At 66.2% G+C, this 26,447-nt stretch carries 10 protein-coding genes; 5 read left to right on the top strand and 5 right to left on the bottom strand.

Going from position 1 to position 26,447, the window contains the following annotated elements; all coding sequences use genetic code 11:
• Nucleotides 1-124 precede the first annotated feature (124 nt).
• Nucleotides 125-670 carry an NUDIX domain-containing protein gene (locus tag RBA41_RS20370; protein WP_306626106.1) on the top strand — a complete coding sequence of 182 codons (546 nt, stop codon included), beginning with the start codon at nt 125-127 and terminating at the stop codon, nt 668-670.
• 47 nt (nt 671-717) lie between these two features.
• Here the strand turns inward: RBA41_RS20370 and RBA41_RS20365 are convergent, their stop codons facing one another.
• From RBA41_RS20365 to RBA41_RS20350, 4 genes are all read right to left on the bottom strand, one after another.
• The gene (locus RBA41_RS20365) at nt 718-1,992 is read right to left on the bottom strand and encodes a phospholipase D-like domain-containing protein (RefSeq protein ID WP_306626084.1); all 1,275 of its coding nucleotides are present in this window, start codon (nt 1,990-1,992) and stop codon (nt 718-720) included.
• Nucleotides 1,993-2,115: 123 nt separating this feature from the next.
• Nucleotides 2,116-2,586: a DUF4426 domain-containing protein gene (locus RBA41_RS20360; RefSeq protein WP_306626083.1), complete on the bottom strand. Its 471-nt coding sequence runs from the start codon at nt 2,584-2,586 to the stop codon at nt 2,116-2,118.
• A 20-nt stretch (nt 2,587-2,606) separates the two neighbouring features.
• Nucleotides 2,607-6,527 carry a translocation/assembly module TamB domain-containing protein gene (locus tag RBA41_RS20355; protein ID WP_306626082.1) on the bottom strand — a complete coding sequence of 1,307 codons (3,921 nt, stop codon included), beginning with the start codon at nt 6,525-6,527 and terminating at the stop codon, nt 2,607-2,609.
• Between the two features lie 9 nt (nt 6,528-6,536).
• Nucleotides 6,537-8,330 carry an autotransporter assembly complex protein TamA gene (locus RBA41_RS20350; RefSeq protein WP_306626081.1) on the bottom strand — a complete coding sequence of 598 codons (1,794 nt, stop codon included), beginning with the start codon at nt 8,328-8,330 and terminating at the stop codon, nt 6,537-6,539.
• 272 nt (nt 8,331-8,602) lie between these two features.
• Here RBA41_RS20350 and RBA41_RS20345 point away from each other — a divergent pair, with 272 nt between their 5' ends.
• The 3 genes from RBA41_RS20345 to RBA41_RS20335 all read left to right on the top strand — a co-directional run bounded on the left by RBA41_RS20345 (nt 8,603) and on the right by RBA41_RS20335 (nt 12,624).
• Nucleotides 8,603-9,196, top strand: coding sequence for a beta/gamma crystallin domain-containing protein (locus RBA41_RS20345; RefSeq protein WP_306626080.1), 594 nt, complete (start codon nt 8,603-8,605; stop codon nt 9,194-9,196).
• Nucleotides 9,197-9,604: 408 nt separating this feature from the next.
• Entirely contained in the window at nt 9,605-10,306 is a 702-nt protein-coding gene (gene udk / locus RBA41_RS20340; RefSeq protein WP_306626079.1) for a uridine kinase, read from the top strand.
• Nucleotides 10,307-10,986: 680 nt separating this feature from the next.
• A complete protein-coding gene (locus RBA41_RS20335; protein ID WP_306626078.1) occupies nt 10,987-12,624 on the top strand; it encodes a WD40/YVTN/BNR-like repeat-containing protein in 1,638 nt (545 codons plus the stop codon).
• 208 nt (nt 12,625-12,832) lie between these two features.
• Here the strand turns inward: RBA41_RS20335 and RBA41_RS20330 are convergent, their stop codons facing one another.
• On the bottom strand, nt 12,833-13,045 hold the full coding sequence (locus RBA41_RS20330; protein ID WP_306626077.1) for a hypothetical protein: 213 nt from the start codon (nt 13,043-13,045) through the stop codon (nt 12,833-12,835).
• Nucleotides 13,046-13,668: 623 nt separating this feature from the next.
• Between RBA41_RS20330 and RBA41_RS20325 the strand changes: the two genes are divergently transcribed.
• Nucleotides 13,669-26,445: a non-ribosomal peptide synthetase gene (locus tag RBA41_RS20325; RefSeq protein WP_306626076.1), complete on the top strand. Its 12,777-nt coding sequence runs from the start codon at nt 13,669-13,671 to the stop codon at nt 26,443-26,445.
• Nucleotides 26,446-26,447: the final 2 nt, after the last annotated feature.

Genomic DNA, 26,447 nt, shown 5'->3' with positions numbered 1-26,447 from the left:
CGTGCAAGCGGGCGGCATCGACCTGCCGGTGACGGGAGCGTCTTCGGATTCACCGCTCAGGTCGCTGATTCGCGGCAGCAAGACCAGCGAATTGCCACGTTCATTTTCCATTCCCACTGTACCGATGCGCCAGGAGGCCTGCATGACACTGCTTCATACACTCACCCATCCAGGGGCCAGGCCTGGCGGCACCCTGTTCGAACGGCAGGCCGTGCGTGCAGTCATCATGCGCGCAAGCGCAATTTTACTGCTGTACACCCGCCGCTACGACGACTACAGCTTCCCCGGTGGCGGGCTGTCTCCCGGCGAGGATCCGGTCAGCGGCCTGCGCCGCGAGCTGATCGAGGAAACGGGCGCGGCGAACGTGAGCATCGAGGGCTACCTCGGCTACCTGGACGAGTACCGTCCGCCCCTGAAGGGTGGCGACGACACCCTGTTCATGCGTTCTCACTTTTATCTGTGCTGCGTCGAGGGCGAATTGGGGGAGGCGTCACCTGAAGCGTATGAGCTTGCCAATGGCATGGTCCCGCGCTGGATAGGCATCGACGCCGCCATCGAGCACAACAGGCAAGTGCTGGGCGCCAGGCCAGCGAGCATGGGCTCATCCATCGAGCGCGAAACGTGGATGCTGGCCTACGTGGCGGACCAGGTGGCGCTGCAAGGCAGGTAGCGCGATAACGCAGGGCACCCGGGCGCCTGTGCGATCGACGCCTGCGCTCATAGCTGGGAGCTGATCAACGAGGCGCCGGCATCGAGGGCCTTGTCGGCGAGGCCGCGAGACTCCCATTCGTGCAGCGTGACGCGATGCGAACGGCGCAGGTCTTCCAGGAAAATGTCGACCTGGCGCCCGGCAAACCCGGCGTCGTAAATATTCAGGTTCGCCTCGTCATTGATGGCGAACGAACGCGCGTCGAAATTGGTCGAGCCGACCGAAACCCAGGTGTCGTCGATGATCATCACCTTGACGTGGTACATGCTTGGCGTGTACTCGTAGATCTCGGCGCCGGCGCGCAGCAAGGGCCCCCAGGTGGCGCGTGAAGCGCGCCGGACGATATCCCAGTCCTGATGCTGCCCGGGCAAGATGATCTGTACCTTGACACCGCGCCGCGCCGCGGCCACCAGGGTGTTGACGGCGACCGTGTCGGGAACAAAATAGGATGCCGACAGGCGTATGGTGTCAGCGGCGCTGGTGATGGAGAGCAGATACATCAGCTGCATGCTTTCGGAGCCTCCGCCCGGGGAACTGGTAAACACCTGGGCATGCTGCGGCCCGACAGGCGGCAGTTCCGGGAGATAGGCTTCGCCGTGCAGCACTTCGCCGGTCGCCTGCATCCAGTTATCGATAAACGCCGACTGCATCTGGCCGACCACCGGCCCCTCGACCTGAAAATGCGTGTCGCGCCATTGAGCGGGGTGTTTGCCATCGCCCCGCCACTGGTCGGCAATGCCGACGCCGCCGGTAAAGCCCGTCATGCCGTCGACCACCAGCAATTTGCGGTGGGTGCGGTTGTTGAGCAAATGGAGGTTATTCCAGCGCGGCGAATTGTAACGGCGTACATCCACGCCATTTTTCTGCAGATGTTCAAGCTGGCTGTCGTCGAGTTTGCCGCCTATCCAGTCCAGCAGGACGTGCACCCGCACGCCATGGCGAGCCCGTTCGGTCAGCGCGTCGACGAATTCCCTGCCGATCGATCCCGACCAAAAAATGTAGGTTTCGAAGGTAATGGTTTTACGTGCGCCGCGGATGGCCGCCAGCATCGCGGGAAATATCTGCTCACCGTTGACAAGCTGCTGCACCTTGTTGCCCGGATCGAGTGACGGACCGAGAATGACGCCCATAGTACGGCGGAACTGGGGATCGCTTACCGAGTACAGCCGTTCAAAACGCCGGTCGATCTGTTTATCGCCGATGCTGAAATTGAGGATCAGCAACGCCGACAACATGGTTGCGGCGATGGTCAGCACCAGATTGCGGGCGCGCTGTATCTTCATGCGTTCTGGCCGGGTCGATATGGGAAAGCCGTCGCTTCTGCTCAACACCAGAATATCGGACCCGGCGGTTCGATGGCGCGCCGCTCGCGCGAATGACGGGACAATTGCGGCTTTCTCGTCGATTCAGTCAGGCACACCCTGGCGCGGGGCAGGCTCGGGAAGGTCTCCCGGTCCCCACATGCGTTCGCGGTAGGCCATGCTCAGCACCTTGTCGCTGCCGCGGGGCGTGGCGTGGATGGTGAAGTCGAGCACTTCGCCATGGTCGAACTCATAGCTCCCCGTGTACGACACGTCGTTTCCGGTCCTGGTTTCTTGCATGCCGATCTGGCGGGTCTGTCCGGTGAGGCTGCGTGCGCTGACGTCGACCTGCGCCGGGATGGTCTGCTTGTCTTTCGATAGCGTGACATTGAGGACCGCACGCGTGGGAGAGCGTTCGATACCATGTTCGCGTGCGGTCCGGGGCGACAGGTTTTCCGAGCCGACGGTACTGCTATGCAGGGTATAAGCGCCGAATTGCTGCTCATGTGCCTGGGACCATGATGTCGCGGGCAGTGCCAGCAAGGCCAGGGCGAATGTCCAGGAGGTGATGTGCATGTTGCTCCTTCTTCGAGGCGTTAAGGTGGGGGCCGGATGGCCGGCTTGCGCCCAAGACGGTCAAATCGGCGGCTGTAGGACAGCTCCAGTCCCGATACCGTGCCGCCGTACAGCACGGCGGACCAGAACTGGCTCAGTTCGTACGTTAGCATGAGGACGCCGCCGCCGCCGGTGATGCTTTGTTCGTAAGCGAGATACAGCCGGTCAGATATTTCCTTGCCGATATTTATCACCTGGCCGCCCTGGGCGCCGAGGGAACTCGATCCTATTCCGAACTCGTCGAGACCAAGGCCGGACGCTGCCGGCGTGCCGATGAAGCGGTTTAACAGTCCGATGCCCGCGGCCTGGGCAGCGGCACCGGCCTGGCCCGCGCCGCCGCCGCCGCCGCGGCCGAAGACGAGCCAGGACAATTTCTCGGCCTCGCTCACGTCCGGTTCCGAGACGAGCTGCACGCGCGGCTGCTGCACCGTACCGGTCACGACGACCCCGGTTTCGATCTCGTCGCCGCGGCGAAAGGCATGGATGTTGACGCTGGGGTTATCCGGTGGCCCCTGGAAATTAATGATGCCCCGCTCGATTGCCAGTTCGGTGCCGAAGGCCTCGTAGCTGCCCTCGACCACCCGAACGGTGCCGTTGACGCTCAATGGCGCGGCCGGCGTGCGCCTGACGGTCAGCTGGCCGGCGAGCAGCATGTCGGCGCCGCCGCCGGTAAAGCGAAAGTCGTCCCCGAGGCCGATCCTGAGGACGATCCATGGGCCGAGCCGGGCAGCCGGCCCGGCCCACGGCGGGGACGGCCCGGCACGCTCGACCTGGCCGGCGCGCGTGACGACGACGTCGTCGCCCAGCCTGGGTGCGGCCACGTCGGGAAAGCGCATGCGGGCGCTGTCGACAACGACAGCGCCGTCGATGCGCGTGGCGGCACCGTCGCGCTCGACGCCGGCCGTTCCGGACAGGATGAGCGAGCCGTCCGGTCCGCCCAGTACCTGCAGCTTCCGCGCAACGAGGAGCAGGCCGGGGCCCGCGGCCTGCCCGTCGAGCCCGAAACTGCCCGTCGCCACCAGCGTGCCGTTGCCGCCGTAAAATACCGCGCGGTCGATGCGCACGATATCGTCGGCCAGCGTCAGGCGCACGCTGCCATCGCGCAGGCGCAGTCCGTAGTCGAACAGCGTCAGGCCCAGCGCTTGCGCCGTCACGCTGCCACCGAGGCGGATATCGGCCAGCGTTCCGCCGATGGTCAGCGCCGCCCGGGCGCTGCCCGAGATCCGGATCCGGGGCCCCGCGAGCGCGGCGAAGGATTGCAGTTGCGGCAGCGCCGCGCGCAGCGTGCCGCTGACGGGCGAGCCGGGAAGCGGCGCGAGCTGGCCGGGCGCGCGCCGCAGCAGGACCTGCCCCTCGCCGGCGAGACTGCCGTAACGCCGGGTTCCGAGCGTGGCGGCCAGCGCCAGGCGGTCATCCCGCAGCCGTGCCTCGAGCGTCAATGCGTCGACCCCCAGCGCCACGCCGGCGCCGGTGCGCACGTCGCCGCCGACCCGTTGCACGCGCAACATGCCCTCGCTGTCGGCGGCGCTCCATGCGAGCGCCCATCGGCCGTCGAGCAGCATGTCGCTCGACACGGGGGCACGCTGGCCGGTGAACTGTTCGCGCAAGGCCAGCAGATGGCCCAGATGGAGGCCGCTGACCGATCCGGCGGTGCGCAGGCGCGCGTCGGCAAGCAGGAATTCATCGATCTTGACGGTGGCGCCGGCAACCCGCAGGCGCAATGCGCCGAGCGCGATGCGGCGCGGGGCGAGCGTCAGCGCGACGGGAGCGGCGAGCCGGATGCGTGGTGCCGTGGCGTTGTCGACAGCGGTGATCAGTCCGTTCCATACCGGTCCTTGCGGGCCATGCCCGAGTCCGCCGTGCCCGCGCAGCGTGAGCCGCACCGGCTGCCCCCCCACCTTGCCCTCGATGCGCGCCGCGACGGTGTGCTTGCCATAGCTGCCCTCGATGCGCGCCGAGGCCGTGCCGATGGCGGCGTTGGCGCTGCGTATGCCCTGGCCATCGAGCACCAGCGAAACCGGCTGGCGCGCGCGCCATTGCGACAGGCTCAGGCCGCGTGCGCGCGCGTTGATGCGCGCCGCGCGATACGGTCCGACAGCGAGCGCGCGGCCGGTCAGGCGGGCATCGATGAGCGGATCGCGCAGTGCGCCGCCGATGGTGCCGCTCGCGTCCAGGGCGCCGCCAACGCCGTATCCAAGCCGGTGCAGCGACGGTGCGTCGATCGCGAAGCGAAGCGTGTCGTCCGGCCGGCCGAGCCATCCGCTTACTTTGGCAACATTGCCGGCAATCTCGATGCGGGCATCGCCGCCGATGCGCCCTGCCGGGGCCAGGGTCAGCGACCCGGCGCCACGCATCGGCAAGCCACCGTAGCGGCTGTCGGCGAGGCGGAAGGTCAGGCGTGCCGCCAGTTGCGGCGCCATGTGTCCGGCCACGCGCAAGTCGGCGTTGACGCGTGCCGCCGGCACATCCTTCGCCGCCGTGCGCGATTCGCGCGGCGCCAATGCGAACCACACTGCCTGCGGGTCGAAGTTGGCCAGGCTGGCGCTGGCGGTAAACGCCCGCCGCTCCCCGCGCTCGAGCGTGCCGGCCAGATCGAGACGGGATTTTCCCGTGCTTAGCTGCGCCTTGCGCAGTTCGACAGCAGTTGCGGTGACAAGCAGCTCGGCGCCGATCCTGAGCGTGGCCTGGCTCAGCGCCAGTTCGGCCAGCTGGGTCTTCTCGCGCAATTGCGCCTGCAGCGTGCCGGCCAGGCTGGTGGCGGTCAGGCCGGTGTGGATTTCCCGCAGGTCGAGCTCTCGCACCTGCAGGCGCAACGGTCCATGGCCGCGCTGATCGAGCGTGGCGCTTCCTGTCAACCGTGCGCCGCCGCTCAGGCGTGCCTCGGTCAGGGAGATGACGCTGCGATCGGCGCCGATGGCGAGCGTGGCGCGCGCCCCGGTGATCGGGATCAGACCGTGATCGAGCGCGCCGGCCTGGCGGTTGTCCAGGCGCACGCTGCCGGCCAGGCCGGCGTTGCCGCTGGCGGCGGCCGTGCCGGCCGGCCCCAGCGATATGTGCGCCGAGATGTCGGCCCGCGGCCATTGCGGCCGGATCCGGGAGGGATCGAGACGGCGCACGTTCGCTTGCACGCTCCTGAGCGTCCGGGCCGAAAACGGGGCCAGCACAATCTGCGCCTCGGCGTCCAGTTGCGCGCCATCCACACGCAGCCGGAGATCCGGCGCGGCCAGCGTGCCTTCCAGGGCGGCGTTGACACGGTAGGGCTTGCCGGCGTGGGCAGCGCCGAGGAGGGCGCCGCCGGTCACGGCAAACGGTGGCAAGCCGTTCAGGGTGAGCGTGGCCGATGCCTTGCCGTAGGCCGTGGTGGCGCTGTCGAGCATCAGTGTGTGCAAGACCCCGGTCGAGCCGCCGTGCAGCCTGACGTCGGCAATCTGCCCGGTTGCTTCATCACGGTGCAGCGCCAGCAGATCGAGCGTTACCAGATCGACCCGCAACGCCAACGGCAGGGTCAGCCGCGCCGGGAGCGCAGGCGGGCGCCGGTCGCCGCCCGCCATGCTCAGGTCGACGCGGCCGGCGCGCGCGTAGACGACGTGCAGGGCCAGCGGGCCGCGCAGCAGTTCCCACCGTGTTTCGAGGCGGTCGATGGCGATGCGCAATCCCTTGTCGGCGTACACGACGTTGCGCAGCGCCAGGCCGCGATCGAGCGTGCCGCCCACAAGCTGGCCCGACAGTTTTCCGGGGACGTGCTGCACCGCGCTGCGCCATGCCAGGCGTGCGCCGCTTTCGGTGGTGAGAAGGAACAGCCCCGCCGCGGCCAGCAGCAGCAATATCGCGCCCAGCGCGGCCGCCAGCCACAGCGCCGCGCGGCCGGCCCTGGGCCATCGATGCCTGGTGGAGGAGGTCATGGCCGCCCCCTAAAACGCCACGCCCAGCGACAGGTGCGGGCGCAGCTGGCGGTCGCGAAAGCCGTATGCCAGGTCGGCGCGCACCCTGCCGACAGGCGTGCGCCAGCGCACGCCGGCGCCGGCGCCGTGGAACCAGCTGCGCTCGCGCCAGCGGTCGGCGGCCATGCCGGTGTCGTAGAACAGGGCCGCGCCCCAGCTGGGGCGAAACCAGTACTGGTATTCGGCGCTGGCGGTGAGCAAGGAGCGGGCAGGGTAGACCGTGCCCTCGCGCAGGTTGCCGATGCTTTGATACGCGTAGCCGCGCACCGAATCGGTTCCCCCGCCACGAAACAGCAGCGAGGCGGGAATGGCGCCGTTGCCGCCTTTGGTGGCGAGCAGGCCGAGTTCGGCGCGCAGCAAGACCAGGTCGCGCGGGCGCAGCGGGCGGTACGCCTGGACCCGGAGATAGCCGCGCACGAAGCTCTGATCGGTCAGCAACCCTTTCAGCGCGGCCCCGGCGTGGGCCGACATGACGTACCCCGAGCGGGGAAAAACAAGGTCATCGACCTGGCGCCAGGTCTTCTCGACCGAGGCGACGCTGGCCTGGTGGTCGCCCGGTTCGATGATGACGTCGGCCGGCAGGGGCGCTTGATTGAGGCGCTCAAGGCGGTCGCGGTAATAGGTCAGGGCGTACAAGGTGTCGCGCCGCTCGCCGTGGCGCGCGCGCTGCACCCCGGCGCGCCGCGAGCGCTGGTCGATGCCTTCGAGCCGGGTGCGTTCGGCCGACAGGCGCGCGCTGTCGACAAAGCCGCCGGGGCGCGGCGCCAGCGCCAGTTCCAGGCGGCCCAGCTGGCGCCGTTGCTCGACGATCAGCTCGGTGTCGAGCACCAGCGCCGGACGCAGCACGCTGTTGTGGGAATGGCGCGCCGACACGCTGGCGCCGGTATCGGTCGTGTATCCGATGCCGCCGCGAATCCGTTGCAGGGGAAATTCGCTCACCCGGACGTGCACCGGCGCGCCCTGGGCGGCGGCCGGGTCGCGCTCCATGTCGATGACGACGTTGCTGTAGTAGGGCAGGCGCAGCAACTGGCGTTGAAATTCGATCAGGCGTGCCGCGCTGTATTGCTCGCCCACGCGCAAGGGGTTGACATTGGCGACGATGGTTTCCGGGTAGCGGACGGCGCCGCTGACCGTGACCGCGCCGAAGGTGAAGGGCGGGCCGCTGTCGTAGGTGACATGCAGGCGTGCCTGATGCTCATCGGCGTTGATCGCCGCCCGGGAGCCGGCAATGCGGGCGGCCGCGTAGCGGCGCTGGCGCAGCGTGCGCAGGGCGTCCTGCTTGGCGTCGGCCCAGGCCGGCTGCCTGAAAGGGGTGCCGGGCGGCAGGCTCCAGTGGCGATGCAGCCGCGCTACCTGGTCCGGGGAGCGCTCGGCCGCAGGGCCGCGCACGGCGAGGTCCACGCTGGCGACAAGCGTGCGCGGCCCCGGTTGCACTGTCAGGTTGATGGTGTCGGTGGCGCCGCGGCGCTCGCGCGTGACCGAGGTCCGCGGTGAAAAATAGCCCTCGGTCGCGGCCAGTTGGCGTACCTGTGCGGGGGCCGCGTCGATCATGAAGGCGAGCAGCTGCGGGTTGATATCGTCGCGGTCGCGGTAGCGAACCAGGTCGAGGTGCTCGGACAGCAACTCCTTCAGCGGCGCGGGCGCGGCCAGTTCGACCTCGTATGCGGCCCCCGCCCATGCCGCGACGGCGGCCATCGAGATGCCCGCGCACCATTGGGCCAGCGGGAGCGGCCGAGGGTTGAACGACGTGCTTGCCATGGACATGCCAGTTTTTCCTGAAAGCGGTGAGCCGCACGCGCCGCCACGATGAAACGGTGGACTCAGGCGCCGGGGTGTCGGATTTTGCACACACGCGATGAGCATAGGGCCTTGCGCGGCCTGGGACAGGTGCGCGCCAAACGTGCAGCGGTCCGATTGGCCTGCGTTTGAGATAACTCAAACCTGATGCGTGCCGGGCGCCGCGTCCTTCTTGCCCAGCCTGCCTTGGAACTAGATAGGCAAGATCGTCGTCCAACGCCAAGGTGCCAGCAGCATCCATGGAGTTGCCGGACACCGCATTCACATTCATATCGGAGGACATCATGTACGCAAAACACATCTGTCGATTCACCATGCTGGCCATGCTGGCAGCCGTCCCCGCACTCGGCATGGCCGACGGCATGGTCGGGACGGGCCAGGCGGGCGACACCGGAAAACAGACGGGCGCGACTGCACAAGGCGGCACTGCCGGGGCCACCGGCCAGGGGCAAAAAGGCGCTGCGGCAGGCCGGGCATCGGTGCCGGCCACGGTATTCATGCTGGTGCCTGTCGACGTGGCCCCGAGAGAAAATGCCATGAAATCCGGCTGCTGGGCCCGGGTCTATTCCGGCACTGACTACAGCGGCGACACGCTGACCCTGACCGGACCGGTTTCGATTGCCGACATGAGCGGCCCGTTCGGCCTGAACTGGGACGACAGGGTCGACAGCGTCGAACTGGGGCCCAAGGCCACCATGACGGTGTTCGACAACGAGCAATTCCGCGATCAGGTCGCGCAGTTCAAGCCTGGACAGAAAGTTCCGGACATCAGTAGGAAGCTGGGATTTTTCGATGAGTTTGCCTCCGTGCGCCTAAGCTGCAGCAAGACCTAGCAACGCGCTGCACGCGCCGCCGTGGCGCCCGCATGACCGGCCGGTAAGCCATACCCGCGGGCGCCTTCGGTTGCCCGAGACAGCGCCCATACGGCAATGGCGAACGCTCAGCGATCGAGTCGTCCATCACGTGGATGCCGTCCTGCGGGTGCGCTGCAGGCGATCAGCCGGTCCGTGCCCAGCGATTCAATCAAGATGCGGGAGGAAGTTCGTACTGCCAAAAGTCGGCGTCCTCCAGCGTCCATGCATTTGCAGACTCATCCATGCCGGGGCCGGGTTCCCGTCAATTGCTGTGGCAAGGCCTTTGTCAGATCAAGTCAGAACTACGACAAATAAGCAAAACCTGCGACATTCCGCTGCCCAACAGGTCTTGTCCTCCTGCTGTCAAAGGCTGTCTTTTGAAACATAATGAGCCAGCTTCAGCCCTTTACCCTGTCAGTTCGAGCGCCGCTCCGGTATCATTCGGGGATGAACAAGATTTCTTCCCCTCCGTTTGTCATTGGTGTCGCTGGCGGAAGCGGCAGTGGCAAGTCAACGGTGACCCAGCAAGTACTGGCTTCGTTCGGTGCCGATATGGTGTCGGTCGTGATGCAGGACGACTACTACTGCGACCAAACCGATCTCACTCCCGAAGTGCGCCGCAAGCAGAATTACGACCATCCGCAGGCATTCGACTGGCCACTGCTGGTACAGCACATCCAGGCCTTGCGTAATGGCGAGCCGATCGAGATGCCGGAGTACGACTTCACGATCGACAACCGCTCCGACAAAACCATTCCAGTCAAACCTGCCCCGGTCATCGTGATCGAAGGCCTGTTTGCCTTGTATGACGCGGACCTGCGCAAAATGATGTCGCTGAAGATCTTCGTCGACACCGCTCCCGATGTCCGCTTCATCCGCCGCATGCAAAGGGATATTACCGAACGTGGCCGTTCGGTTGAAAGCGTGGTCGGCCAGTACCTGGAAACAGTGCGGCCGATGCACAAGCAGTTCATCGAGCCGACCAAGCGTCACGCCGACGTCATTTTGCCTCACGGCGCTAATGGCCCGGCAATCGACGTGATCACGACGAAAGTGGCGAGCGTCATCGGCCAGTTGAAGCGGCCCTGACCCGACCGCCTCGATTGCCTCGGCATCCGCTGCGGTCGAGCCATGATTTCACGCGCCCGCGCACGCTGCTGTGACCATTCCATCCGCCCCAATCTCTCAGGGTGTCGTTTACATACCGCACTCGGGTTAGCGCCTGGGTCGCGCTTTGAAAATAGTGGCGCACAGCGCGCGCAACATCACGATGTCGACAATGATAGCGATCGGCGTCGCCGCATGTTCCTGCGAGACCATCAGCCCCCGTGTGGACGCCGAGCCTCACAATTTGGGGGAAATGGGGTATCCGTATGTGATGATAGCGTGCTCTGCATTAACCATGAGAGCTTGAAACGACTACCCGTTCCTATGGCGGAGCATTGTGGGATGTTCTATTCTTACCGCGGCGATACATTCGAAACATGCACTGCCAATCAAGGATGTTAATGAAATCAAGGGCTTGCGAGAGATCGTCAGCCCCTTTTTCATTGTGTACGGAAAAAGTACGGAAAACATTTCTGGGCGAGCCGGATGTTGGATGCATGTCGCGGTCATCAATCGAGGCAGCTTTACTTTCATCACGGAAACCATGAACGCGGGTCAAGTTTTATCGGTAAATGCGCCACCGATAGCCAGGAGTATTCTTGACCTGGCCGCATGTGTTGGTCTTGGGTTTGTCAGCGACGACTACTGAAAGAAAGAACAGAATGAAACAACTGATCGCATTGCTGTGGTTGGCCGCTTGTTGCGCCTCGGCTTCTGCCGCCGCAACGGAAGGGGGAAATAATGTCTCTCAGCATCAAGGATTCGTGGCGATCCGTGTGTTTGCCAACACGCCAGATACGCAAGCTCATAGCTGGACACACCTCAGTGTCCTTTCGGGTATGGACAAGGAATTCAAGCTGGAACTGAAGGTGTCGCATAGCCGGCATACATCGAAGATCTTCGCCGGCTATCTTCCTGAAGGAAATTATCGCTTGCAACGCATCGTTGGCCTGCAAAGTAAGCCCGAGATAGGGCCGGGGTTCGACTTCGCGGTACGGCCGGGGGCATTGACCAACCTGGGAACGCTGATCTACCAGCCGATCGGCGAAGGAAAGGCGACTTTCGTTACTTATGATAAACAGGTCGATCTCGCCCGTACCCTGTCAAAGGAATTTCCAGCGCTGGCGAAAGACCTCAGCGACACCACAGTGATCGGATGGCGCAAAGTCGCGACGCCAGGCGTGGGTGCTTCCGGCCAGGCAATCCCGATGTCCTTGCAGTACGGTATAGCCGGGGCGCTGATTGGAAGCATGGTCAACCAGATGGCCGAGACCGAAAAACGCATTGCCTGGGAAGATGCGAAGGATCCCGCACTCCGTGTCATGCTTTCCAAAACGAGCACTTACTCTTTGAATGCAGCCCAGGAATTGCCGGACGGCGAGCTACTCGTCGGTAGCAATCTGGGGCAATTGCTGTTGCGTAGCAGGTCGGGTGAGTGGAGCAATATCGACCTGGATGACCCGCGCGAGATCACTGCCCTGTATGCGAGAAGCCGCATGCACATCACGGTGGGCGGGGAAGAGGGCATGCTCAAGCAGTCGACAGACGGCGGTCTTACTTGGGTGGATGTGGACATCCCGATTGAGAACGGCCTGGTCGCGCATGTGACCGAAGTCAATGGGGAACTGTTCGTGATGAGTGTTGCTCAGGGAAAAATATCTTTGCACAGTCGAATGAACGCTCCCGGTAGCCGATGGGGTGAACTTGCAAATCTGCAGGGGATGGGCATTCTACCGCATGTAAATATGCCAAGCCGGGCCGCGATTCACAATGGGAAGTATCTTTTGATCCTTCCGGGCAAGGAAATACATTCCCTCGATTTGGCGACACGGACATGGACGGTGTCCCGTGTGCCGCAGGAGGTTCAAGAGATTGGCAGCAACGGTGAGTCAGTGTATGCCACCGGCTTTTTTCAGAAGCCCCACCTTTCTCACGATGAGGGAGCAAGCTGGAGCAAACTTGATAATGCCTGCGGCGGCTTTGTATCCATCGTGCACGACTTCGCGATGCTTAACAAGAATGAAGCATGGTCGCTCTGTCATGTCGGCGGGGCATTTGTCACCAGCTCACGTATCAGGCATTCGAAGGACGGGGGGCGGACCTGGACAGATTTGCTAGCGGAAACTCCGTTGAAAAGTACCAGGATGGTCGTGAAAAAATCCGTACTGCTTTATATCGATCGGGACGTTCGCATATTCTCGAGTGCCGATGGCGGGCGTACCTGGATGCGAGACATTAGAAAACTCCCTGATGTCGCGCCCGCCTCCGGGGACGACACCTTGAATCGCCAGCCGAAATAAGCGCCGCATGACGCGCAGGTGACGCCCTGCAGGTACGATACCGCGCTCCATCGGCCTGGCGCGTGCCACCTTGCACCTCAGGATGGCTGCCTGCCACTTGCAGCGCCTCGTCCAGGTGACGCAGCCGGGTGCCCTCTGGCGCCCGGGTCCGCCCGTTCGACCCGATCGTCGAATGCGGCTGGCGCCATCCGCACATCCAACATGCCCTTCATCGCGCAGCCAGTTCCCGCCGGCGAATAGCCGGCATACCTGTACCGCCCCCGCGCGACGCTGGCTTGCGCTTGGCCACAGCCAATTCAGACCCGATGCCATATTCCCCATCTCCCTGGATACAAGAAAAATTTCCTGCGTTTAATCGATGCTGCTCAGTAAAAAGATAATTCCACTTTATATATGGCAAATACTTCTTTTTTATCGTCATATTCATTTCATTGAATTAATTTTTATGCAATTTGCATATTAAAAAAAGAAAATGACAAACCGTGATAATTGCTTTACTGTTCTGCCTGTGCGAGCTGATAGCTATGCCGCCGGGAAATACGAATATTTACGCTTCTCAATGCACCTGCATAGGATATGAGTTTATGTCGTGGCTTATAAAATATCGAACCTCCAGAGATACCCGTCTTCCCGATCCGCCGCCTTCCTTGGCCAGTCACACGTGTAGCCGCTGTGATTCCCTTGCCGGGCACACCTAGCAAGAACAATTTTCAATAAAACAATCACCTTGCGCATGCAGGGGGCACACCGCGCGCGGGGTGGGAAAAGACACGCCAGCAAGCCATCGGAGCAGTGGCAACGATCATAAAACCGCAATTTTAGTTAATAAAAATAAATATAATGCAATTACGGGAAATGGCATCGGTTAACAACGCCGAGGTCGCGGCAGAGTCGTCTCTCGATAATCGCTCCGCACGCCTTGTCATGATTATCGCCGACCACTTATCCGATATGAATGGTGCCCGTACTCAGCCTTGCCCAAGTTAATAACGACATTGTAAAGGCAGACAGTTTGCTGCCGAGCATCAACTTCGGAGGAATGGAATGAAACGGACGAGTGGAGACACGCATACCGATTATCCCGCAGCCATGTTGGCCGCACGGTTTTCGATCGCACAGGAAGCAGTCTGGTCCAGCCTGGCGCATCTGGCCGATCGCGGTTCCTGCAGCGGCGGATGGGTTTGTCCGGTAACGCGGCCATGCGATCCGTCGGACCTGCGCGCCGTTCTCCAGCGCCTTCTCGACCAGCACGATGCCTTGCGCATGGTGCTGGTCCGGGCGGGCGGCGTGGACGACGACATTCCCGTTCCGCATATCCTGCCGGCGGCCGAAGCGCCACTGCGTATTGTCGATCTGTCGGGCCACGCCGACAGCGCGCAACGCGCGGCGCACTATATAGAAGAGGCGAAGAGTGCGCCTTTCGCCCTGGACGGCAGCCTGCTCTGGGAGTTGCTGCTGGTGCGGTCCGGCCCGCACGACGGCACGTGGGTATTTCGCTGCCATCCTCTTGTTTGCGACAGCGCCGCCCGGCTGCTGCTCCATCGTGCCATTGTCGATGCCGGGCAGCTCCTCGCCCCGGCCCCGCACCCCTTGCTCGACCAGTTGCGCGCGGACGACGCCTATCTGGCCTCGGCCGCCTGCGCGCGCGACCAGGCCTTCTGGCAAGAGCGTTTTCCCGTACCGCCAGCTCTGCTGTTCGCGCCACACGCCCGTGCGTCCGACAACAATGCGGCAAACACGGTGTCGTGGCACATCGTGCCGGCGCTGCGTGCGCGGCTTGAAGCGACCGCAAGCGAGCATGCCTGCACCTTGACCGATGTGTTATTGACGGCGCTCGCCACCTGGTTCGACCGCATGCAGGCGGCCGACGGCACGGTCGTCATCGGCCTCGAACGGCAACACCAGCGCGCGCTTGGCCGCTTCTCAACGGTCATCCCGGTGACCATTCAATTGCGCGACGACGACACCTTCGCCCACAACATGCGCCGCGTAACGGACGAAGTGGGGCTATGCGTGGCGCATGAGCGCTACCCGCTCTCGCGTCTTGCCTGGCGCGCGGATGGGGCGCAGCGCCTGGCCGACGTGGTCCTGTGCGTGGACGACGCCGCGTCCGAGGCTGGCGAAGACGGCCTGGCGTTCTTCGGCCACGGCCTGGAACATGCCGCGCTGGCAGTAGTCGTCCAGGGCGGCGCAGCCGACACGCGACTCGATTTTCACTGGAACAGGCAGGTACTGGCCTACCCGTATGTCGCGGCGCTGCAACGCGCGCTTGCCGTCGTGATCGAGGCAGTGGCCGCCGGCACCCCATCGGCATTGTCCGCATTGCCGCTGCTGGGCGCTGCGGAACGCCGCCGCGTGCTCGCCGGCTTCAACGCCACCGCGCGCCACTACCCGCAAGACGCCTGCGTCCACCAGCTCGTCGAACGCCAGGCGCACGGCGCGCCCGATGCCATCGCGATCGAGTCCGGCGCCGGCGCCTTGAGCTACGGCGCCCTCAACGCGCGCGCCAACCAGCTGGCGCACCACCTGCGCACCCTGGGAGTGGCGCCCGATGCGACCGTTGCCCTCTACCTGGAGCGCGGTGCGGACATGGTCATCGCCATGCTCGCCGTGCTCAAGGCCGGCGGCGCCTATGTGCCGCTCGACCCGGCTTATCCGCGAGCGCGCATCGCCTGGATGCTGGCCGACAGCGGCGCGGCGGTGTTGCTGACCCAGTCGCGCCTGTTGGACGGCATCGAGCCGACGGCCTCAATGACCGTACTCGCACTCGACTCGCCGCTGCCGCCGTGGCAGGAACAGCCCTGCGGCGACCTTGCGCGCGCCATGAGCGGCCTGGCTCCATCGCACCTGGCCTACGTCATCTATACCTCCGGCTCCACCGGGCAGCCGAAAGGCGTGATGGTCGAACACCGCAACCTGGTCAATCTGATCGGCTGGCACTGCGAAACGTTTCCGCTGGCCCCCGGCGAACGCGCTTCGAGTACCGCCGGCATCGCCTTCGACGCCTGTACCTGGGAAGTCTGGCCGCCATTGTGCATGGGCGCCGTACTGGCGCTGGCGCCGGCCGATGCCGCGGGCGACCCCCTCGCATTGCTGGACTGGTGGAACCAGCAGGACCTGCACACCAGCTTCCTGGTGACCGCGCTGGCCGATATCGCCATGAAGCGCGATGCGCGCGCCGCCAGGCCGCTGCGCACCTTGCTGGTCGGCGGCGACCGCCTGGCCAGGGCGCCCGCCGCCGATATCGACTTCGAACTCGTGAACAACTACGGGCCGACCGAAACCACCGTGGTCGCCACGTCCGGCCGCATTCTTGCCGGCGACGCGGTCATCCACATCGGCCGCCCCATTGCCAACACCAGCATCTATCTGCTCGACCGCCATGGCCAGCCGGTTCCGGTGGGGATAGCCGGCGAGATGTACATCGGCGGCGCCGGCGTGGCGCGCGGCTACCTGAACCAGCCGCGCCTGACCGAGCAGCGCTTCCTGGCCGACCCGTTCGCGGGCGGGCCCGATGCACGGATGTACAGGAGCGGCGACCTGGCGCGCTGGCAGGAGGACGGCACCATCGAATTTTTGGGCCGCAACGACGACCAGGTCAAGATCCGCGGGCTGCGCATCGAACTTGGCGAAATCGAAGCGCAGCTGGCATGCCAGCCCGGCGTGCGCGAAGCGGTGGTGCTGGCGCGCGAAGATAGTCCGGGCGATGCGCGCCTGGTGGCCTATATCACCGGCACGGCCGACGCGCGCGCGGTGCGCACTGCGCTCGCGCGCGCGCTGCCGGCCTACATGGTCCCCGCCGCATGCGTGCCGCTCGACGCGCTGCCGCTCACCCCCAACGGAAAAATCGACCGCAAGCTGCTGCCGGCTCCCGGGGCGTCCGCCTTTGCGCAGCGCCCGTACGCGGCGCCGCAAGGCCCGCTCGAACAGGCACTGGCCGCCATCTGGGCCGACCTGCTGCAATGCGGGCCGGTGGGGCGCGAGGACCACTTCTTCGAGCTCGGTGGCCACTCGCTGCTGGCGGTCGAACTGATGGAACGCATGCGCGCCGAGGCGCTCGCCGCCGATATCCGCACCTTGTTCGCCCAGCCGACCATCGCCGCCCTGGCCCTGGCGGTGGAACATGGGCAACGGTGCCGCGCCGACGCGCCGGTCGCGCCGAACGCCATTGCCCCCGGCTGCGCCAGCATCACCCCCGCCATGCTGCCGTTGATCGAACTTGACGCGCAACAGATCGATCGGATCGCCGCGGCGGTACCCGGCGGCGCGGCCAACATCCAGGATATCTACCCGCTGGCGCCGCTGCAGGAAGGGATCCTGTTTCACCACCTGATGCAGACCGAAGGCGATCCCTATCTGCTGCTGGCCGCCTGGTCCTTCGATTCGCGCCAGCGCATGGACGGTTTCGTGCAGGCGCTGCAGCAGGTCGTCGTCCGCCATGACGCGCTGCGCACCGCCGTCGTGTGGGAAGGGTTGGCGGAACCGGTGCAGGTGGTCTGGCGCAGCGCACCGCTCGACGTGCAGGTACTCACGTTTGCGCAGGGCGAGGCGGCAGCCGGCCTGGCCGCCCATACCGACCCGCGACGCTTGCGGCTCGATGTGCGCCAGGCGCCGCTGATGCGCGCCTTTGCCGCCTTCGACGCCGACCGGCAGTGCTGGCTGCTGCAGCTGCTGCTGCACCACATGGTGGTCGATCACGCCACGCTGGCCCTGCTGTTGCGCGAGGTGGCCGCCATCCAGGGCGGCGGCGCGCAATCCTTGCCGCCGCCAGCCCCGTTCCGCGATTTTATCGCGCGTTCGCGCCAGGCGGGCAGGGCGGCCGCGCACGAAGCCTTTTACCGCAACATGCTCGGTGACGTCGACGAGCCGACCACGCCTTTCGGCCTGGCCGACGTGCGCGGCGACGGCAGCACCATCCGCGAAGCCGAACGCATGCTCGGCGCAAGCCTGTCGCAACGCCTGCGAGGCCACGCCAGGGCGCTCGGCGTCAGCCCGGCCAGCCTGTTTCACGCGGCATGGGCACAGGTACTGGCGCGCGGCACGGGGCGTGACGACATCGTCTTCGGCACGGTCCTGTACGGGCGCATGCAAGGCGGGGCCGACGCCGGCCGTGCCATGGGCCTGTTCGTCAATACGCTGCCGCTGCGCATCCGCCTGGGCGACACCAGTGTTGTGGAGAGCGTGCGCGGCACCCACGCGGCCCTGGCCCGTCTGGTCATGCACGAAGATGCGTCGCTGGCCCTGGCCCAGCGCTGCAGCGCGCTTCCGAACGGCACGCCCTTGTTTTCGTCGCTGCTGAACTACCGCCACGGCGTCGGGCTTGATACGGTTTGCTGGGGCGAGGGCATTGCAATGGAGCCGGTGCAGGAGCTGAGCAACTACCCATTCAGCTTGCGCGTCGACGACCTGGAACACGATTTCCGGCTCAGTACCCTGATCGCGCTGCCGGTGCCGGCGGACCGGATTTGCGACTATATGTATACGGCGCTCGAACAGATCGCCGAAGCGCTGGAACACGCACCGCAAACACCGGCATCGCGCATCGATGTGATGAACGCCGCCCAGCGCCATGAAGTGCTGCGCACCTGGAATGACACCCGGCGCGAGGTCGGCGCCTCGTTCGTGCATGAACTGGTCGAACTGCGCGCGGCGCAATCGCCCGCGGCGATCGCCCTTGAGGCGGACGGAGAAGCGCTCAGCTACCGCGACCTGAACGAGCGTGCCAACCGCCTGGCCCATCACCTTCTTCGCCTCGGCGTGCGGCCGGACACGCGTGTTGCGCTGGCCCTGGAGCGCGGCGTGACGCTGGTGGTCTGCATGCTCGCCACGGTGAAGGCCGGCGGCGCCTACGTGCCGCTCGACCCGCACTATCCATCCGAGCGCCTCGCTTTCATGCTCGACGACTGCCGTCCGAAGGTGGTGCTCACCCAGGCATCGGTGCAGGAACGGCTGCCGGCCTGCCGCGCCCTCATGACGGCCACGGTACTCGAACTCGATGCGGCGTTCGTGCCGTGGGCCGACGCCAGCGCGGCCAATCCCGGGCGCGCCTCGAGCAGCCTCACGCCATCGCACCTCGCTTACGTGATCTACACGTCCGGCTCGACCGGCAAGCCGAAAGGCGTCATGGTCGAACACCGCAACCTGGCCAACCTGGTTGGCTGGCATACCGGCAGCTTTCCGCTGGCCGCCGGCGAACGGGCCTCGAGCAGTGCGGGCATTGCCTTCGACGCCTGCACCTGGGAAGTCTGGCCGCCCCTGTGCATGGGCGCCGTGCTGGCCCTGGCGCCACCCGGCGCCGCAGGCGATCCGGTCGCGCTGCTCGACTGGTGGGAGCGGCAGGACCTGCACAACAGCTTCCTGGTCACCGCCTTGGCCGACGTGGCATTGCGCCGCGAGCGCAAGGGCAACGAGCGTTTGAGAACCCTGCTGATCGGCGGCGACCGCCTGCTCAAGGCTCCCGCTGCCGATCTGCCGTTCGAGGTCGTCAACAATTACGGTCCGACCGAATCGACCGTGGTGGCCACATCGGGACGCCTTGTTCCGGGGGACCCGGTGATCCACATCGGCCGTCCGATCGCCAACACCAGCATCTATCTGCTCGACCGGCATGGACGGCCGGTGCCACCGGGCGTGGCCGGCGAAATGTACATCGGCGGCGCCAGCGTGGCGCGCGGCTACCTGAACCAGCCGCAGTTGACCGAAGAGCGCTTCCTGGCCGATCCGTTCGCGGGCGCGCCCCATGCGCGCATGTACCGGACCGGCGACATGGCGCGCTGGCTCGACGGCGGCAGCATCGAATTCTTGGGCCGTAACGACCATCAGGTCAAGATTCGCGGCCTGCGCATCGAACTGGGCGAAATCGAAACGCATATCAGTGGCCACGACGGCGTGCGCGAAGCGGTGGTGCTGGCGCGCGAAGACAGCCCGGGCGAGCAGCGCCTGGTCGCCTACTTGGTTGGCGACGTCGACCCGCAGGCCGTGCGCGACGCCCTGGCGCGCCAGCTGCCCATCCATATGGTGCCGGCAGCCTATGTGCTGCTGGAAGCCATGCCGCTCACCCCCAACGGAAAACTGGACCGCAAGGCGCTACCCGCGCCGGACGGCTCGGCGTATGCCCAGCGTGCCTATGAGGCGCCGCAAGGCGCGACCGAAACCGCGCTCGCCGCGATCTGGGCCGAGCTGCTCCGGCTCGACCGGGTCGGCCGCCACGACCACTTCTTCGAACTCGGCGGCCACTCGCTGCTGGCCGTGCAGCTGATGGAGCGGATGCGGCGCCAGAACCTGGCCGCCGACATCCGCACCCTGTTCTCGCAGCCGACGCTGGCCGCGCTGGCGCGCGCGGTCGATGCTGCCGGCCAGGGGAACGTCACCGCGGCGGTACCTGCGAATGCCATTCCGGCCGGCTGCGCCGCGATCACGCCCGCCATGCTGCCCCTTGTGAAGCTCGACGCCGGCCAGATCGAGCGCATCGCCCGCACGGTACCGGGTGGAATGGCCAATATCCAGGACATCTATCCGGTCGCGCCGCTACAGGAAGGCATCCTGTTCCACCATCTGCTGCAGACCGAGGGCGACCCCTATCTGTCGTCGGCGACGATGGCGTTCGACGCGCGCGCGCGCATGGACGGCTTCGTGGCGGCGCTGGAGCAGGTCATCGAGCGCCACGACGTGCTGCGTACCGCCGTGCTGTGGGAAGGGCTGGACGAACCGGTACAGGTGGTGTGGCGCCATGCGCGGTTCACCGTCGATACGCCGGCCCTGGGGCCGGGCGACACCGCCGCGCAACTGCGCGCCGTGGCCGATCCGCTGCATTTCCGCCTCGACGTGCGCCAGGCACCGCTGCTGCACGGCTTCGCCGCCTTCGACGAGCCATCGCAAAGCTGGATGCTGCAACTGCTGATGCATCACATGATCCTCGATCACACCACCCTCGACATCATGTTCCAGGAAATGGGACTGATCCAGGCCGGGCGCGCGGACGCGCTGCCCGAACCGGTCCCGTTCCGCGATTTCGTCGCCGAGGCGCGCCGGGAGGGCAGGGCGCGCGACCACGAAGCGTTCTTCCGCCAAATGCTGGGCGACGTCGACGAGCCAACCGCGCCGTTCGGCCTGACCGACATCAAGGGCGACGGCGGCAACATCGAGGAAGTCCGGGCGCAGCTGCCCCCGGCCCTGGCGCAGCGCTTGCGGCGGCAGGCCCGGGCGGCCGGCGTCAGCGCGGCCAGCCTGTTTCACTGGGCCTGGGCCCAGGTGCTGGCCAAGACCACGGGGCGCGACGAGGCGGTTTTCGGCACCGTGCTGTTCGGCCGCATGCAAGGTGGCGCCGGCGCCGACCGCGCCATGGGCCTGTTCATCAACACGCTGCCCCTGCGCGTCATGCTGGGTGAGGTAAGCGTGCACGATGGCGTACGCCAGACCCACGCGCTGCTGGCCGGCTTGATGGAGCACGAGCACGCGCCCCTGGCCCTGGCCCAGCGCTGCAGCGCGCTGCCCAACAGCGTGCCTCTGTTTACCGCCTTGCTCAATTACCGCCACAGCGCCAACGAGCGGATCGACCGCAACGACGATTCCGGCTGGCGCAGCGGCATCGAGATGCTGGCGGCGCACGAGCGCACCAACTATCCTTTTGGCCTGTCGGTGGACGACCTGGGCGAAAACTTCGACCTGAGCGTGCAGATCGCGCGCCCGGTCGATGCCGCCCGTATCTGCCGTTACCTCCAGCGCGCGCTCGAAGGCATGGTCGACGCACTCGAACAGGCGCCGCAAACGCCGGCGTGGCGCATCGCCATCGCCGACGCCGACGAGCGCCGCCAAGAGCCTGCCCAGGTCACGCCGGTGCCCGCCCAGGAGCACTGCATCCACCACCTGTTCGAGCGGCAGGCCGCGCGCACGCCGCAGTCGGTGGCGGTGACGTACGAGGATCACTGTCTCACCTACGCGGCCTTGAACGAACAGGCCAACCGCCTGGCGCATCATCTCCGTACCCTGGGAGCGGGCCCGGAGCAGCGCATCGCCATCTGCATGGAGCGCGGCCTGGACATGGTCGTCGCCATTCTCGCCGTGCTCAAGGCCGGCGCCGCCTACGTTCCGATGGACCCAGCCTATCCGGCCGAGCGGCTGGCCTACATGGTCCATGACAGCGCGCCATTGCTGATGTTGGCCCAGGCCGGCGGCGTCGTTCCGGACGGGGTCAGCGTGCTCGCCATCGACGGCGACGCGCAGCCATGGCAATCGCTTTCCCCGCACAACCCGGACCACGCGCTTACCGGCGCCACGCCGCGCAGCCTGGCCTACGTCATCTACACCTCCGGCTCTACCGGCCAGCCCAAGGGCGTGATGGTCGAACACGGCAACGTCGCGCGCCTGTTCAGCGCCACCCAGCCGTGGTTCGGCTTCGGCCCATCCGACGTGTGGACCCTGTTTCACTCCTTTGCTTTCGATTTTTCGGTGTGGGAGCTGTGGGGGGCGCTGCTGCATGGCGGCCATCTGGTGGTCGTGCCCTACCTCACCACGCGTAACCCGCGAGCTTTTTACGCCTTGCTGTGCGAACGCGGCGTCACGGTACTTAACCAGACCCCGAGCGCCTTCCTGCAGGTGATGGACCAGCAAGGAGCGCAGCCGCACCGCCTGCGCCACGTCATCTTCGGCGGCGAAGCGCTGGAGGTGGGAAGCCTGGCGCGCTGGTTCGCGCGCAGCGATGCCGCCGCCACGCAGCTGGTCAATATGTACGGCATCACCGAAACCACGATCCACGTGACGTATCGGCCCATCGTGCCGGCCGACCTGGCCGGCCGGCGCGAGGCCAGCCCGATCGGGCACGCGATCCCCGACCTGCAACTGTATCTGCTCGACGCCCATGGCGAGCCAGTGATTGCCGGCGTGCCCGGAGAGATTTACGTCGGCGGCGCCGGCGTGGCACGCGGCTACCTCAATCGCCCCGACCTGACCGCGCAGCGTTTCGTGCCAGACCCGTTCGGCGGCGCGCCCGGCGCGCGCCTGTACAAGACCGGCGACATGGGCCGCCGGCTGCCCGACGGCGCAATGGAATTCTTGGGCCGCAACGACCAGCAAGTAAAGATCCGTGGCTTTCGCATCGAGCTGGGCGAAATCGAAGCGCAGCTGGGGCGCCTGCCCGGCGTGCGCGAGGCTGTGGTACTGGCACGCGATGATGGACGCGGCGACAAGCGCCTGGTCGCCTACGTGGTTGCCACTGGCGTGCGTTTCGATGCCGGCGCCCTGCATCACGCGCTCGCCGGCGTTCTGCCCGAGCACATGGTACCGGCGGCGTACGTACCGCTGGCGTCCCTGCCGCTCACGCCCAACGGCAAACTCGATCGCAAGGCCCTGCCGGCACCGCAGGGCGCGGCGTTCGCGCACAGCGAGTACGCCGCGCCGCAAGGGCCGGTCGAGGGCGCGCTCGCCGAACTGTGGTCCGAACTGCTGCAGGTCGAACGGGTGGGGCGCAACGACCACTTTTTCGACCTGGGAGGGCACTCGCTGCTGGCCGTGCAGATGACGTCGCGCCTGCGCCAGCGCCTTGGCCTCGAAGTGCCGCTGGCCGCGCTGTTCGCCAAACCGGTGCTGCGCTCCTTCGCCATGCTGGTCAGCGCATCGGCCGCCAGCACCTTGCCGGCCATCGTTCCCGGCCGGCGCCCTGCCATGGCGCCGCTGTCGTTCGCGCAGCAGCGCCTGTGGTTCATCTCGCAGATGAGCGAGCGCGCCGCTGCCGCCTACCACATGCTGCGCGGCCTGCGCCTGCGCGGCGCGCTCGACACGGCTGCCTTGCAGGCTGCGCTCGACGCCATCATCCGGCGCCATGAGGTGCTGCGCACCCGTGTCGGCATGGTCGACGGCCACCCGGTGCAGGACATCGCGCCCGCTGGCGCCTTCACGCTCATTTGCCACGACCTGCGCGACGCCGGGGAAACCGGTGACGCAGCGATCGCGCGCTGGAGCCGGCACGAAGCGCTGGCGCCGTTCGACCTGGCCCATGGTTCCCCGATCCGCGGCCGCCTGCTGCGGCTGGGGGTACACGACCACTGCCTGCTGCTGACCATGCACCACATGGCCGCCGACGGCTGGTCCATGGGCGTGCTGGCCGCCGAATTGGGTGCGCTGTATCGCGGCGACGACCTGCCGGCACTGTCGCTGCAGTATGCCGACTACGCGCTCTGGCAGCGCCAGTGGCTGGACGGGGCGGTGCAACGCATCCAGCTGGCCTATTGGCAGCGGCAACTGGCCGGTGCGCCAGGTCTTATCACGCTGCCGACCGACCGGCCACGCCCCACCGTACAAGACTATGCGGGCCAGAGCGTGCCCGTGCGGATCGAGCGCGAGCTGGCCAGCGCCCTTAAGACCTTGTCGCAAAAGCACGGCACCACCGTGTTCATGACCCTGCTGGCGGCATGGGGCGCCCTGTGCGCCCGCCTGGCGGGGCAGGAGGAGGTGGTGATCGGCTCACCGGTTGCCAATCGCGGCCGCGTCGAACTCGAACCGCTGATCGGCTTTTTCGCCAACACCCTGGCACTGCGCCTGGACCTGAGCGGCGGCCCAAGCGTCGGCGCCTTGCTGGCCCAGGCGCGCGAGTGCGTCCTGCAGGGGCAAAGCCATCAGGACGTGCCGTTCGAGCAGGTGGTCGAAGCCCTGAAGCCGCAGCGCACCCTGTCGCACAGCCCGATTTTCCAGCTGATGTTCGCGTGGCAGAATACGCCGCAGGCAGCAGCGTCGCTCGATGGCGTGCATACAGAGGAAATCATCCTGGAGCACCCGAGCGCCACGGTCGACCTGTCGCTCGACCTGGAAGAGTGCGATGGTGCCATCGTCGGCTGGATGACGTTTGCCAGCGCGCTGTTCGATCGCGCTACCGTCGAGCGCCACCTGGGCTGTTTCAGGCTGCTGCTCGCCGGGATGGCGAACGACGACAGCTGCGCCATCGACCGCATCGACATCCTGTCGGACGTAGAGCGCGCACAGGTACTGCGCGGCTGGAACCGCACCCGGCGCGACTACCGGCAAGACCTGTGCATCCACGAGTTCATCGAAGAACAGGCGCGGGCAACGCCGCACGCGGTTGCCGTGGAATTGGACGAGAGCCGCCTGACCTGCCGTGAACTGAACGACAAAGCCAACCAGCTTGCGCATTACCTGCGCACGCACGGCGCCGGCCCCGAGCAGCGCGTTGCCCTGTGCCTGGAGCGCAGCCTGGAGATGGTCGTCGCCATCCTGGCGGTGCTCAAGGCGGGCGCCGCCTACGTCCCGCTCGACCCGGCCTATCCGTCCGCGCGCCTGGCCTTCATGCTGGCCGACAGCGCGCCAGTCGTGCTGCTGACGCAGGCCGGCATCGACCTGCCTGCCGAGGTGCCGGCCGTGCTGCTCGATTGCGCTGAGCGCCCATGGCAAGCGATGCCGACGACGAACCTGGCCCCGGCCCAGTTGGGCCTGACGCCCGCGCACCTGGCTTATGTGATCTACACCTCCGGTTCCACCGGCCAGCCCAAGGGTGTCATGAACGAGCATGCCGGGGTGGTCAACCGGCTGCTGTGGATGCAGGACGCCTACCGCATCGATGCCGCCGACGCGGTGCTGCAAAAGACCCCGTTCAGCTTCGACGTGTCGGTTTGGGAGTTTTTCTGGCCGCTGATGCAGGGCGCGCGCCTGGTGATGGCCCGTCCCGGCGGCCACAAGGACCCGGCCTACCTGGCCGACACCATCAGGCGCCACGCCATCACCACTGCGCACTTCGTGCCGTCGATGCTGCAGGCATTCGTCGACAGCGGCGCCGCCGAAGGCTGCGCGCAGCTTCGGCGCGTCATGTGCAGCGGAGAAGCCTTGCCCGGCGCCCTGGCGCGACGCTTCGTGCAATGCCTGCCGCGGACGGAACTGCATAACCTGTACGGCCCAACCGAAGCGGCGGTCGACGTCACCGCCTGGCACTGCGAGGGGAGCGACCTGCCCGACAACATTCCCATCGGCCGGCCGATCGCCAACACCACGATCTACCTGCTCGACCGCCATGGCGAGCCGGTGCCGGCCGGGGTGGCGGGCGAAATCCACATCGGCGGCGTGCAGGTGGCGCGCGGTTACCTGCACCGCGACGAACTGACGCGCGAGCGCTTCGTGGCCGATCCGTTCGCCGGCAAGCCGGGCGCGCGCATGTACAAGACCGGCGACCTGGGACGCTGGCTGGCCGACGGCACTGTCGAATTCCTGGGCCGCACCGACCATCAGGTCAAGATCCGTGGCCAGCGCATCGAACTGGGCGAAATCGAAGCGCACCTTGCGCGCCAGGACGGCGTGCGCGAAGTGGTGGTTCTGGCGCGCGAAGACAGTCCGGGCGACCAGCGCCTGGTGGCCTACGTGGCTGGCGCAGCCGATCCGCAGGCGCTGCGCGCCGCGCTGGCGCGCCAACTGCCCGACTACATGGTGCCGGCGGCCTGCATCGTGCTCGACGCCTTGCCCCTGAGCGCGAACGGCAAACTCGATCGCAAGGCGCTGCCGGCGCCGGAAGTCGCGGCCTATGCGCAACGCGCCTACACCGCGCCCAAGGGCGAAACCGAGGCGGCGCTGGCCCGCATCTGGGCCGAGCTGTTGCGGCTGGAACGGGTAGGGCGGCATGACCACTTCTTCGAACTCGGTGGCCATTCCCTGCTGGTGATGCAGCTGATCGCCCGCATCCGGCAAGCGTGGGATGTCGACGTGCCGCTCATGGACGTTTTTGCCAACCCAACCCTGTGCGCGCTCGCCAGCGTCATCCTCGATTACGAGCTGCTGGCATTCGACGCCGATGAACTTGAATTTGTGATCTCTCAACATAAGGCTTGAAA

It is taken from the genome of Massilia scottii, assembly GCF_030846495.1.
Taxonomy (GTDB): Bacteria; Pseudomonadota; Gammaproteobacteria; order Burkholderiales; family Burkholderiaceae_D; genus Telluria_A; species Telluria_A violaceinigra.
This window is presented reverse-complemented; position numbering and strand designations above follow the sequence as displayed.